The 13418-nt window shown below is 57.9% G+C and carries 10 protein-coding genes and 1 pseudogene; 6 read left to right on the forward strand and 5 right to left on the reverse strand.

Annotation, left to right across the window (positions count from 1 at the left end):
• On the reverse strand, positions 1–574 hold a 574-nt coding region (locus E5A73_RS20935), incomplete at its 3' end, for a phosphopantetheine-binding protein (protein WP_135965808.1).
• Between the two features lie 607 nt (positions 575–1181).
• Positions 1182–1397: pseudogene (locus E5A73_RS20940) on the reverse strand (ATP-binding protein); the annotation flags it as partial.
• Positions 1398–1541: 144 nt separating this feature from the next.
• Between E5A73_RS20940 and E5A73_RS20945 the strand changes: the two are divergent.
• Positions 1542–2261 (forward strand): 4'-phosphopantetheinyl transferase family protein, encoded by a 720-nt coding sequence (locus E5A73_RS20945; protein ID WP_240700321.1) that lies wholly within the window; start codon positions 1542–1544, stop codon positions 2259–2261.
• A gap of 330 nt (positions 2262–2591) precedes the next feature.
• On the opposite strand, the gene E5A73_RS20950 is transcribed toward E5A73_RS20945, so the two are convergent.
• From E5A73_RS20950 to E5A73_RS20960, 3 genes are all read right to left on the reverse strand, one after another.
• Positions 2592–3464: an aminotransferase class IV gene (locus E5A73_RS20950; RefSeq protein WP_135965810.1), complete on the reverse strand. Its 873-nt coding sequence runs from the start codon at positions 3462–3464 to the stop codon at positions 2592–2594.
• A gap of 120 nt (positions 3465–3584) precedes the next feature.
• Entirely contained in the window at positions 3585–4106 is a 522-nt protein-coding gene (locus tag E5A73_RS20955) for a VOC family protein (protein ID WP_135965811.1), read from the reverse strand.
• Between the two features lie 74 nt (positions 4107–4180).
• Entirely contained in the window at positions 4181–4405 is a 225-nt protein-coding gene (locus E5A73_RS20960) for a hypothetical protein (RefSeq protein WP_135965812.1), read from the reverse strand.
• 1817 nt (positions 4406–6222) lie between these two features.
• Between E5A73_RS20960 and E5A73_RS20965 the strand changes: the two genes are divergently transcribed.
• From E5A73_RS20965 to E5A73_RS20985, 5 genes are all read left to right on the forward strand, one after another.
• Positions 6223–7833, forward strand: coding sequence for an ATP-binding cassette domain-containing protein (locus E5A73_RS20965; protein ID WP_135965813.1), 1611 nt, complete (start codon positions 6223–6225; stop codon positions 7831–7833).
• 304 nt (positions 7834–8137) lie between these two features.
• On the forward strand, positions 8138–8443 hold the full coding sequence (locus E5A73_RS20970) for a helix-turn-helix domain-containing protein (RefSeq protein WP_135965814.1): 306 nt from the start codon (positions 8138–8140) through the stop codon (positions 8441–8443).
• Positions 8444–8532: 89 nt separating this feature from the next.
• Complete coding sequence (locus E5A73_RS20975; RefSeq protein ID WP_135965815.1) at positions 8533–9225, forward strand: thioesterase II family protein; 693 nt, start codon at positions 8533–8535, stop codon at positions 9223–9225.
• Complete coding sequence (locus E5A73_RS20980; protein ID WP_135965816.1) at positions 9215–10060, forward strand: SDR family oxidoreductase; 846 nt, start codon at positions 9215–9217, stop codon at positions 10058–10060. The genes E5A73_RS20975 and E5A73_RS20980 overlap by 11 nt, the downstream gene beginning before the upstream one ends.
• A gap of 627 nt (positions 10061–10687) precedes the next feature.
• The gene (locus E5A73_RS20985) at positions 10688–13042 is read left to right on the forward strand and encodes a non-ribosomal peptide synthetase (protein WP_168356051.1); all 2355 of its coding nucleotides are present in this window, start codon (positions 10688–10690) and stop codon (positions 13040–13042) included.
• Positions 13043–13418: the final 376 nt, after the last annotated feature.

Here is a 13418-nt window from a genome sequence, read left to right on the forward strand (position 1 = left end):
CCACTTGTGCATCAAGCAGGCGGACCTCGGGCGTGCCGTCGCGGGCCGCGAACACCGTACGCAACGCCTCATGACGTGCAAACAGTGCATCGAGACTGCGCTGCAGCGCCGCCATATCGAGGCGCCCACCAAGCCGCAGCGCCATCGGTATGTTATAGGTCGCGCTCGCACCCTCGAGCTGGTCCAGGAACCAAAGCCGCTGCTGCGCAAACGACAAGGCCAGCGGCCCAACGCGGGGTACCGATGGGATCGGCGGCAAGGCTGCCCGGTCGCTCTCGTCGATCGCCCGGGCCAGCCCGGTCAGGCTCGCCTGATCGAACAGCGTCGCCAGCGGCAGCGTGACTGCAAGCTCAGTCTGCAGCCGGCTCTGCATCCGCACCGCCAGCAGCGAGTGGCCGCCGAGTTCGAAGAAGTTGTCGTCCCAACCAACCTGCTCGACGCCCAGCAGTTCGGACCAGATCGCGGCAAGCGCCTGCTCGGTCTCGCCTTGCGGCGCCTCATTAGCCTGGTGTGCCAACGCGCCTTGGGGTGCCGCCACCCTTCCATCTTCTAGACGCGTCTTCTCGCTTGCCATGAGATCTCCCCAGACGGCAATCTCTTGAAGCTCTGGCGAATCAACCGGAACCCAGTGCCCCTATTCGATGCCGTCAAAATTCGATGGCGTCAAAACCCAATTTCGGAGGTTAAACACAATATTGGCGACATTTGCTGAGAAAATGATCAGGAGCCCAGAATAGCATCTGCGGCATTGCTGGCTCCATCTTGATTGCGAACCATCTCTGCCCTGTAGCGTGTCGATCAGACAGTCCGGCATCGGACATGAGACGCAAATGGCCTTGCACATACGAAAGCCCACCACCGTCGCAAGGATCCGCCCTCAGGCCCACCCAAAAGACTGAATTCTGCGAGCATTATCAGGTGGATCATAGCGCAACGGGGTGATCAATTGTCGAACGCCGGACCGAATGCATTGCGCGCCTGTCTCGATCCCCCCATTGTGCACAACCATCGAACTGACAGGAAGGATGGCGGCATGCGTTACCGGCGCAATACATCAGCCCCCTGAGCCGCTTTCGAAACGCCGGCTGTTGATTGCCGCTGAGAAGTGCCCGGCTTGTGTTTATGTTTCGGGTATCACCGGTTCGTCAAGCTGGTGTTTTCTCCTTTCTGGTATGGGCTGGTCAGCGGAGCTGTTGTTGAACGTTCCCGATCTCGAGGATATGGTAGTGGTGGGTGAGCCGATCGAGCAGCGCGGTGGTCATTTTGGCATCGCCCAACATGCTGGCGCACTCGCTGAAGTTCGGATTGGTGGTGATGATGACGCTGATGCGTTCGTATGGTTTGCTCAGCAGATGGAGCGGCAGCGCACCGCCTGATGCACTGAACGGCAAGTTACCCTACCTCCGTGGGCAGGTGATTTATTGCTTAAGCGCGTATCGGTGCGAACGAACTCGCAATGTCAGAATCTTTCGTGCGCGTCATCGTTGGCGCTCTGAGCATAGTGATGATCTACGATATTATTGTTGGGGCGCCTCGTGCCGATGGTGATCTGCCCTTCGCCTCTGCTAGCCACCATCTGTCCAAACTTTGCGATCGGTGCGGAAATTCGATCGTTCCGTGGGGGTGTATTCGTTTCCGAGGAAAATGAGCTCCATGTTCGCAACGCCAGCCAGAAACGTCGGGACGAATTCGCGGCCGGGCGAAGTTGTGCCGCGGCCGCGCTGAAGTCACTTGGCGCCAGCTCGCTCGAGGTGGGGCGCGAACCGGGCGGAGCGCCCATTTGGCCGTACGGCGCGACCGGAAGCATCTCGCACACTGACCAAATAGCTGCAGCTTTGGTAGCGAGCGCGAAAGAGGTTCGGACGATCGGCCTGGACGTCGAACAGATCGGCGCCGTAAAGTCAGACCTTTGGCCCTCGCTGTTTTCGGGAGCCGAGCGAACGAAACTTGCCCAGACCTCCGATCTGTTCGCGCAAAGCGTGCTCGCGACAATGCTATTCGCAGCAAAGGAAGCGTTCTACAAAGCGCAATGGCCGATCACGCGACAATGGATCGACTTCTTAGAAGTAGAGGTCGAAGTCAGAGGTGGCAACTTTGTAGTGCATTGCCAAAAGCATACGGCATGGGAGCAAGGCACCCGTGGCCCTGTGCTCGGCGCATTTGCAATTTCAGATGACGTTGTGGCCGCGGTGATCCTCGTACGTTCAAATCATGCCGACGGTCAGCCGTACCTCAATCCGCTTCAGATTTGGCCAGGCTGACTCCAATGGGTTCAGATCGCCGCGGGACCGGAGAGAACGCCCTAGACAACACGCACAGCGGATTTCGACGAAACCCGAACCGCCGGGCTGGCATTCGCCCCCCTCGCCACCTCAGTGGCGCTGCGTTCCGCAGCTCCTATCCAGAATTGGCGGTGCCCTCCAGGCTGCCACGGCGGCACGGTGCCGGTGTACGGCGCGGCATGAGTATACTCGAGATCGCCGGACCGCAGCGTGAGTCCTAAGGAGGCGTCGCCCCACGCCTTTAAGCCCGGCGACGGACGTGATGCTCGGCGGAGCGGCGACTTGGCAGCAAGGCCGCGCGATCCGGCGCTAAGCATGCGTGACCCTTCGAAAACCCTTCAACAGCTGCTGAAAGGCGCTCAGTTCGGCTGTATTGAGTGCACGATCGCCCAACCGGTCGATCGCCCTGATTTCCATGAGCGTCGAACACAAGAAGGCGCCTTTAGCTCTTGCCAGCGTGGCATGATCACAGTCCACCTCGTGCACCTCGATGCCCGCCTCCCGTGCCAGATCAGCCACAACCCTGCGCGTGATCCCGGGAAAAACATCCGGGTTGAGCGGAGGCGTCACCAACCGGTCATCGATGATCAAGAAGACGTTGGCAGCGGAAGCTTCCGCCAATCGGCCTTCCCGATCGAACATAACGCCGTCGTCGAAGCCGGCAGCCTCGGCCATACGGCGAGCATGCAAACTATTGACATAGGCGCCGCTGACTTTCGTCTGCTTTGGGATAGATCGACTAGAGATGCGCTCCACCGAAGAAATTTGACACGAAATAGGTGCGTCGATGTCGCGGGCGCGCTCGGTTTTCACGGTAAAAATGCTCACGTCCACCGGTCTACCTTCCGCACCGGTGACCCAGAGTTCCGGAGCTTTGCGATACGCGATCGGACGAATATATTGCGTTCCTTTGGGCTCCTGAGCAAGAAGCTCATCAATCCCTTGCGCAAGCTGCTCAACCGTCCAAGGCAGAGTTAGGCCGAGTCGTGCCGCCCCCTCCCGGAATCGGACGAGATGCTCTTCGATGCAATGCAGGTAATAGTGATCCTCATTCCAATAGGCCATCATCCCATCAAATACGCCTGTACCGAGATGGAAAGATATGCTGGCCACTGACGGCGCACCCTGCTCGAGTGGGCCGATCCGGCCATTAAACCACGAAGATGTGCTTGCTTCGGTCATCCCCACTCCATGCGGAAGCCGATTGCCATCGGCAGTTTCGAAGACGGTTTGAGAATGGCAGCGTTGCTGACATCTCATCAAAGGAACGAGCGATCGATTGCCGTGCGCCCGACTCAGAGGTTAGTAGATCTCGTTCGCTTCCATGGAGCGGAACAACCGCTGGACGCTTGCATCGGTGAATTCACCGCCGTTGCGCTCGATCAGTTCGATGCGAACGCCAGTTCGAGCGTCGCGGCGAAGGAATACCTGACGAATTCCCACATCGGAGAGGATCGAAGTATCCGCGTGGCCGCCGGATAACGAAACGCTCGCGAGGGCTACATCAATATCTTCAACCGCGAACGCCACGTGCTGCACGCCCGGACCGAACTCCTCGATGAAACGAGACACCTGAGAATCCGGCTCAATGCCTTGTACGAGTACCACGATCGCTCGACCAGCACGAAGCACAGCCGAGATCATACTCGTTGAGACACCGGTCGTTGTCCGTCGTTCAATAAGTTCAAATCCAAGCGCCGAATGATACCAGGAAACCGCAGCTTCTAAATCCGGGACAGCTACAGCAATATGATCTAGTTCAATAACCTGATCAACAATATCTCGGACGCAAGCAATCTCACCCTTGTCAAGTTGGTCGCCCATCGCGCGATTGCCTCCCAATATCCCATTTCGCCGCACACTCGTACGATGGCGGCTATGCAGGCATTCGCCCAGCTTCAATTGTAATACAAGGTAGATTTGTCGATGGCGAGCGCATTGCACCGGCGATGTCGCACATCCCTATCGTTCTTCTCGATCTGCCCTTTTTGCCAACCAGCAGTCGGATTGCAGAGCTCGGCTTCGAACAGATAATGACGCACCATCACCAAAAAGCGGGTGTTGACGGCTCGATCCGCGTGCAACTGCTTGATCGTGCGACTCTCCCTGTGCGACCGGTTCATCTCCCGGGTCAACCACGCCGACAATCGCTCGACAAACGGGTTCAGGTTACTCGCCCGCCGAGCACATTGAACTGCGGTTCGACCGACTCCGATCGCAGATAGCTACGAATGCTGTTGCGTAACAGTTTTGCGTGCGCCCCATAGCTGAGACACGGGTAATTGAGTGACACGTCGATTGTAGCGCGATTGTGCAGGTTGCTGTGACCGCGGAGTTCGGCTTCGAACTCTGCCCGCGGCAAGTATCCGAGCGCCGAGTGCAGGCGCGGGGTATCGATGAACCGGCCGATGTCTTGGCGAGCTTCATCGAGTGCGGCGTAGGCCTTGCCGCTCGCGTCCTCGACCTTGAGCGTTTCATGAAGCTCTCGGGTTTGGCGCTACCGCGCGGGTTCGCGACGCGGCTCTTGCTGACGGCGATCGCCCGCGCGGACAGCGTGCCACATATAGCCGCTGGCATATTGCACGCCGCGATGGGAATGGTGGATCGAGCGCGCGCTTCTGCAACGCCGCCCTGTCGATCGGCTGGCAGGGACATCGTTTGGCCCGGCAGTGTTTGCCCCATTCGCGATTGTGATGCGCGCAGCCACGAATCCGCGCGGCGGATCGAGATCGTCCGGCATAGGCACGTCCAACGTGCCGGCTTCCGGCCCCTGGTCGCTCCTGGCACTATCCCTCGTTGCTGAATTGGCCCCGCCGTGCCTATATTCGCTATGAACGACCTTCCCCGCCGGGGGGCATGCCGTACACATGAAGCGCAAACCGAGCGGAACCGACCAGTGTCGCAACCCGGAATTCGATCTAGACGCCTGCGGGTACGCTTGAGGCCAAATCTCAAAGCGTCAATCGCCCAACGGTGGTCACCTATCAAGTTCAAGCGAAAAAGCGCGGTTTAGCTGCGAAGCAAATCGTTACGTTTAGCTAGCGCGTCAGTTCAGGGTCAATCTGTTCGAAGTCGTGCCGATTGGCCTGCCTCGTCGACAAGCTAAGCTGGCCGTCGGTCGACACGATCGACAGCCAGCCGGAGACGCCGCCAATCCCAACGGTGCAAATTCGATAGCAGTCGGAATGGCCCCGACGGCGCGTTATTCATTGTCGACGACGTAAAGCTACGCGACTCAATCGCCAAACTTACCGCGAGAAAGATCACGACCGCCCGAAGCAAGGCATAGCGATATTCGAAAAAATGCTTGGCCAGCCATTTGCAGCCAAGCCAATAGATGGTGACGTCTCGATCAATCCCCGGACTACCCAGCGCTAGTCGGAACTGCCGCGTCAGATAATGCGGGTTACTATTGACGATTAAGTACCACCTCGATCTGATCTACCGCTCTATGCGCCGGTGAGGCCATCCGGTAGATTCAGGCCGCTAATTATAAAAACGATTTCGCGGGCCGTCGTGGGTTGCATGGCCGGCCTCCGCTCGGGGGAGGCGCATGCTCAAAGTCTTGATCAGCCGACGTTTGTTGGACCTATGCCGCATGTCCTTAGCTTACCGGAATCCGGAGAGCTGCACCCTCGGCTCGTAACATGGCTATGGCGTCTTAGGCAGGCCATCGCCGTATCGGTGAAGCGCAATTGCTATTCCTGTGGCTATATTCTCGGTCGACAACCGACCTCGGAAAACCAAGGACATGGGCGGATCGCGCCGGATGGCGAGCCCTCATATAGCTTGCCACCACGACCCACCATGCCCGACGGATGACGTTGAAGTATTGCTCTCGGTGCGCTTTAAATGGCACTCGTGGTGCATTCCTGTGGCAGTTCACCGAACTGAATTGCCGAGAGCTGGAGGGCGCCAAGCGGGACCTGGAGACTGACATTTGATTTTGTGTTTCATGCGGGCCAATTGGGGGGCGCTCCTCTTCCTTATATGCCTCGCCGCCGTCAACGCTGGCGCTGCGTTCGTCTCGCTCTCCGGCGTCAACGGCGGTGCGAGTGCGAGCGGGTTGGTTATGGCCATTGCCAAAGCGGGGTTGGTGATTGCCCTGCTCATCGTCTCCGCGGGCCTCTCGAACTATCTTTCAGCCCGGCTTGGCGCCGATTTTGTAAGTAGCTTACGCGCGGATTTTGCGAAGCAGCTGCTGCACCATCCTTACGTTCCCGGCTTGAAGGAGAATGCGCGTGGCCTGAGTGCATTCATCAACGACATCGCTGAAATTGCACCGCTGTCGCTCATGGCTCCATTGATTGCGTATAACTTACTTTTTTCGATGGTGGCGGCAATCTATCTATTCACCATCTCGGCGCCGCTGGCAGCTGTGGTGCTGATGGAGCTCATTGTTCTGTTGCCGGTGTCAGAACGGCTGCGGCGATCTATTGCACCAGCGTTCGATAAGCTCCGTGAAGCCGACGATCAGGTTGTGTCCGTTGTGCAGTCCCTCGAGCGCACTCGAAAGCAGCTTCTAACGAACCGGCATCGCGCCAGTCATTTCTATGACTTCATTGTGATGCCGTCGATTTCAAAGTCGCGAATGCACATGAATCTCGCTCATGCCCGCATTGGATATTTTCAAGCCTGGTCCTCAAACATTTTCTATATAGTAGTCGTTCTAACGGTCTTGATTGGTTCGACGGCGGTCCCCATGTCTCCTGCTCATCTAGCCTCATTTATCGTCGGGTGTATTATCTTGATCGGCCCGGTCAATGCGCTGGTCGCCACCGCCCCGGTGCTTTCGCGCGGGATAGCGGCCGTAAAGAGGCTCCGACGATTCGAAGTTAGCCGGGACCTTCAATCCGCTGGATCGGCTAAGCCGCATCAACAACCCGATTGGAAGACTATCACGCTCGAGGGTGTAAGTTATTTCTATGAGGGCGCGGAGAACAACGGGCTGATGATTGGCCCGATAAGTCTCGACATCACCCGTGGAGAGACAATTTTCCTTGTTGGCGCAAATGGGGGCGGCAAGACCACTCTTCTACTGTTGCTCAGCGGCTTGATCCAGCCAAGTAGTGGGCACCTGCTTGTTGACCAGTGCAGGATCGATGAAGTCAAGTCCGACTACCAAGCGCAACTGTCAGTGGTATTTTGTGATTTTCACTTGTTTGAAGACCTGCTCAATGAGGCGGGTACTCCCGCACGTGACGACGACATAGGACCGCTTATAAGGGCCCTCGGGCTTAAGGACGTCGTGGAAGTTTCTGGAGGCAGGCTGTCGACCACAGATTTGTCGGCCGGCCAGCGGAAGCGCCTCGCGCTTCTTCAGTTGCTGCTAGAAGACAAAGAGGTTCTGATTTTGGATGAAATCGCTGCCGATCTCGACCCGGATTTTAAGCGTTACTTTTATGAGCAGATGCTCGATGATTTCAAAGATCGCGGCAAGACCGTCATTCTAGCCACCCACGACTCGCAGTACTTCTCCTGCGCCGATCGGGTGTTGAGCCTTGAAGGCGGCTCACTCACGGTGCTTCCCAACTCATCTCTCCACGCGTGATTGAAGCCGGCATCACAGTTCCAACTCCTTGGGAGGTTCGTCCGTTCGACGTGGGCTGGCTGCCGAAGCTGAATGCCGTTCTCTTGGTAGCTCGGGCACATGATAACCTTCATCCAAGGCTTCACGTGGCGGTGGTTTTCTGATTCACAATCCGTGCTGGCGTAGGAGGATAGCACGCATGGGTTGAGCTCTGTCAGGTGATCTGCGGGACCGTGTCGTTGCTGCTCCCGAAGGCGGGCTTTCGTACCGGCGCGCCGAGCGGTTAGGGGTCAGTGCGGCGAGCGCGATCCGCTGGCGGCAACTGATGCTCGCTCATGGCAAGGTCGGAGGCGGCGATCGTCGAACGGCGAAGATCGAGGACCATGCCGCCTTCATCCTAGAGGCGATCGAGCAGCAGCCCGATCCGACCCTGGCGGAGTTGCGGAAGGTGCTGGCCGAGCGCGGCATGAACATCAGCATCGCCACGCTGTGGCGCTTTTTCGCCCGGCGCGGGATCGCGCGCAGAAATGACCTGTCACGCGAGCGAGCAAGATCGTCCGGACGTCCTGACGCGCCGCGAGGAATGGTTCGAGGGCCAGCTAGATCCTTGCTGTATGAAGATTCGTGTTGATTGGGTATTGTCAAAACACCTCGTGAAGCCAAAAGAATGTTCTCTTTGTTGCATAATCATCGGGCTGTCGCCGGGTGCGTAGGGGGCGTATGGGTAGATTGCTGATCTGCTTTCCGCATGCAGGCGGCGGCACCATATTTTTCCGGTCCTGGCAGCGGATGCTCGCGGGCCACTTCGAGGTCGAACCTGTCCTGTTGCCGGGACGCGAGCGGCGTTTGCTGGATCCGCCTTGCTTGCGTATCGAAGCCGCGATTGACGACGCTCTCCCGCGGCTTCGGGGCAAAGTTGAGGCGGCGTCCAGCGTCACTGTTTTCGGACACAGCCTTGGTGCGGTTCTGGCGTATGCCTTCGTCCTGCGGCTCTCTGACGTCACAGGCATCCAGGCTTCTCGTTTGATCGCAAGTGGGTCGCATCCGCCGCACAAGCCTCGGCCGCGTCACGCCACCGGACTTCGCGATGACGCGTTCCTCGCGAAGGTTAGCGAATTCGCAGGCTTCAATGATCCGGCAATGCTCGATCTAGAGATGCGCGAGCTTCTCCTGCCGATGCTGCGCGCCGATGTCGCGATGCACGAGAGCTATCTGCCAGAGCCGCGCCGCACGGCATCGCCTATTACCGTCGTCCGCGGTCGGGACGACGCTCTAATCTCCGCAGAGGATTTACTACCTTGGCAGGACGTGGCTGAAAAGCCGATCGAGATGATTACCGTTCCTGGCGGTCACATGTACCCTGTCGAGCAACCGGAGCCGATGTTTGAGTTGCTGAAACACTATGCCGATTAACCGAACCGGTGAGCGCCTTGGCGGCAAGATAGCCTTGGTAACTGGTGCTGCCCGCGGTCTTGGCCGGGCCTGTGCGATAGATTTTGCTAAAGCTGGCGCGCATCTGGTGTTGGTGGACGTGTCACGTGACATCGAGGGTGTTCCCTACTCGCTTGGGACGGCAAGCCAGCTTGAGTTGACCGCGCGCTGCTGCGAGGAGGCCGGCGCACTGACGCTTGTCCGCCATGCTGACATCCGTGCGTCTGTCGAAATAGACGCTACTGTCGCGGCGACTGTCGATCGATTCGGACGACTTGATATCGTGCTGAACAGCGCTGGAGTGGCGGCGCCGGCTGGGCGGCCGGTACACGAGGTATGCGACTCAGATTGGGAGTTGATGATCGACGTCGATCTTTCTGGGTGCTTTCGGATGACTAGGGCGGCGGCCGCCGTGATGGTCTCTCAACGTGCCGGGAGCATCATCAATATCGCGTCCACAGCGGGCTTACTGGGCTATCCCCGGTTCGCCGGGTATGTCGCGGCAAAGCACGGAGTCATCGGGCTCACCCGGGCGGCTGCGCTCGATCTCGCTCCGTACAAGGTGCGGGTCAATGCCCTTTGTCCAGGCTCGGTGCGCGATGCGGACTGGACCGAAGGGTCGATGCTCACCGAAATCGCTCGCTCGCTGGGTCTCCCGATAGACAGTTATGAGCAAAACTTTCTCCCCAATCAGCCACTTGGCGCCCTCATCGAGCCGGAGGACGTTTCAGGTGCGGCGGTCTGGCTTGCCTCTGACGAGAGCCGCCAAGTCACTGGCAGCGTCATCACCGTCGATGGGGGATACTCGGCTCGGTAGAATGTCACCGGAAAGGCTGGAGCCTGCATGACCGTAGAACGGCTGTCGATCAGGTCTGTGCGCTTGTCGGAGCGCGAAGTTGATGCCGCGGCCGCATCGCTGGCTCGTCTGACGAAGGCCGGAGGTCACTCGGTGAGCATCAGGCTCCGCGGCAGGACCGCGGACGATCACCTGCGGCGAATCCGCGCGGAGTGGAGCCTGGGGCTCTGGCCCCTTCCAGATGCCGATGTCTGGCTCATCGACTGTTCCTCCGACCCAGAGTCCGAAGTGGCCATAGCTCGAAGGCAAAAGGAGCAGGACTTGGAAGTCGCCGATCCGAGCCGGTGTCGGATTGTATTGATCAGCTACGGCGGAGGAGTCTTCGACATCGTCCTTAGCGCTGACCGGCGCTCCATCGGCCGAGCGCACCTCCTCCTGCTCGCCGAGACGATTCAGCGAGATTGGAGTATGGCCGGTCTCCCGCTCCCGTGTCAGCGGCGAGTAGGCTTTGATCCTTGCGGAAGGGAGGGGCGAGCTCTCGCAGTTCCGGCGGCAGACGCTTGGGGGCTTGGCGGGCTTAACCCCTCCACAGGGCGTGATCTATTTTTAGGCCTGCCTTTCGAGTGGGCAGGGGCCGAAGAATGTCTGATGCCAGCCATCGCGCTTACCCTGGCGCGTTTTCGGGGCGGTGGAGGAGCGTTGATTGCAACTCTCGTCGAGATTGCCTCCGATGACAAGATGGGCCCCAGGGAAGGGCTTGCCCTTTTTACACTACCGGATGCCGTGGATCGGGCCATCGCAGATTTTGCAAAGTCCTGTGGCGAGGAGCGTCGCTTCGCGGGCTGGCATTCAGCTGAGATGGACCGAGAGCTACGATCCGCAGGATTGTCGGTTGATGCTTGCCTCTGGTTCGACATTGCAAACCCGACCTGGTCTCTCGCTCACAGCGCGGATTATAAGCATGCCGGTGTCCTCGCTTATCCCCTTAACATCTCCCTAAAGAGATCGAACGATAATGGACTCCATCTGAGCTATTCTTTCGACCTATCAGCTTATCATCGATCGATGATCGAAAGTTTTGACAGAAGCGTTTCGTTCGTCCTTAGGCAGTTGAAATCGTCTGAGACGCAGCGAAGCGCTGACGAGATCTTGCTAGTTGATAGTGAGGAGCTAGTCACGACGCAGAAGGGGAGCACCGTTCCTGCCGCGGCATTGATGGGCGACAGCTTGATAGGTGCTCTTCAGGCACTCGTTGCCAGCCAACCGGATGCCTCGGCGATCACGTTCCAGGACGATACCTTGACCTATGCCGAGTTTGACCAGCTTTCATCGCGCTACGCAGATGCGATAAGGTCGCTTGGAGTTCGCAAGAACCACCGTGTGGGGATCTGCGTCGAGCGTTCCCTGGAGTTAGTTCCATTGTTAGCTGCCGTTTTAAAATGCGGTGCAACCTACGTACCAATCGACCCGTCCACTCCGACCGATCGAAAGGAGTTCATCATCGCCGACGCCGAAATGTCACTTCTGATTGTTTCGCATCCCGAGTCGAGCCTGTGCGCTTCGGTTAGGACCGTTCAATCCTCGGCGCTCTTGGAGACTGATGTTGCGGCCGCGCTCAGCGACGAAGTGGCAAACCGCCCAGCTCAAGCTTACATCATCTATACCTCTGGTTCTACGGGACGCCCGAAGGGCGTACTTATTCCCCAAAAAAATGTTTTAGCGCTGGTTGAGGCACTTCGCGGCAGGCTGGAACTGTCCTCCCAAGATCGCTGGACACTCTTCCATTCTACAGCGTTCGACTTTTCCACGTGGGAAATATGGGGATGCCTGTTGACGGGGGGGCACCTTTTCGTCATCTCTTATTTTCTCTCCCGGTCGCCTGAAGGATTTCTCCAGCTGCTGGCGGACCAGAAAATCACCGTTCTCAACCAGACACCGACCGCATTTTCTCAGTTGCAGGACGCCTTTCTTGCACGGCGCCCGGATTTACAACTAAGGCTTGTCATATTCGGCGGGGAGACTCTTGATGCCAGTACTTTGCTGCCATGGATGAATAGCTATCTATGTTCCGACTGTCGGGTCTTCAATATGTACGGGATCACGGAAACCACAGTTCACGTTACCGCCGAGCTAATCACCCGAAAGCATGCTCTCGCATGTTCCCGTGCGGTTGGAGCGCCAATCGACGGCTGGTCAGTCTACATCAAGGACCCACTGGGGCGCCTTCTACCGCGCGGGCTTACCGGTGAGATTTATGTTGGGGGCCACGGCTTGGCGACGGGATATTGGAACAATCCGGACGAGAATGAGGCGCGCTTTGCGACCGATGAGACCAGCGGCCAGCGGCTTTATCGAAGCGGTGATCGGGGGAGGCTGAGGCCAGACGGGCGTCTTGACCATCTGGGACGGTTGGACAATCAGGTGAAATTGCGTGGCTTCCGGATCGAGTTGGACGAGATTCGCTCGGTGATTTTGCAAGTTGCCGGCGTCTCGGGCTCCATGGTGATCCTTCGGGAACCCGAGGGAGGGAACTCTTTTCTTCACGCTTTCGTCACCGGCTCCGGGCCTGACGTCAGACATATACGCGCCGAGATATCTCGAGCGCTTCCCGACTATATGATCCCGCGAAAAATATCGGTGCTCGAGCGCTTTCCGCTGACTGTTAATGGCAAGTTCGACGCCGCAATGGCGCTCAATGTAACTGACCGGCAACCTGTGGAGGAAGTCAGTTGGTCGCCTGCCGATGATCGACAGGCCGAAGGCGATACGGATGAGCTAGGCGTCATGCTGGCTCGTAGTTGGAGCAGCGTCTTCGGTCAGGCCGTCTCGGCCTCTGACAACTTCTTCGATTTAGGAGGAGATTCGCTGATGGCTGTAAAGTTGGCGGCGATAATGCGCGAGTTAAATTGCCCATTTGGAACGGTGCGCGACATATTCGTCTATCAAACGCCCAATCGAATTGCACAAGAGTGGTATGATCAGCTCATGACCACTCCGGGGTGATAATCTAGTCCGCATTCTTATTCACAGTCGCCGCTTGTGAGAGTCGTTGTACAATTTCTACGTAGATAGGGTTATGTTTATCCCTACCCTGACGTGATGAGTTGTTGTGCTTCGCTTCCGCGGTGGCAAACAACGGTACGACGTCAAATTTCGATTATATAGAGATTTCACTTGGCCAGATTATAGCAGTTTTCGATCAGTCCGCATCATATCCGCAGGCGGCGAAGTAGTTTTGCGCATTCCTATGGCGAGAAGAGGTTTGACGTGCGCCCCTGATTGTTACCACTCAGAGGTAGAGTCCGGCTCCTTGATGATGGTTGGTTGAGATGATGGCAACATGTCTGGGGGCATGCCCCCAGACATGTTGGCCGGCGAT

Source organism: Sphingomonas gei, assembly GCF_004792685.1.
Lineage (GTDB): Bacteria > Pseudomonadota > Alphaproteobacteria > Sphingomonadales > Sphingomonadaceae > Sphingomonas > Sphingomonas gei.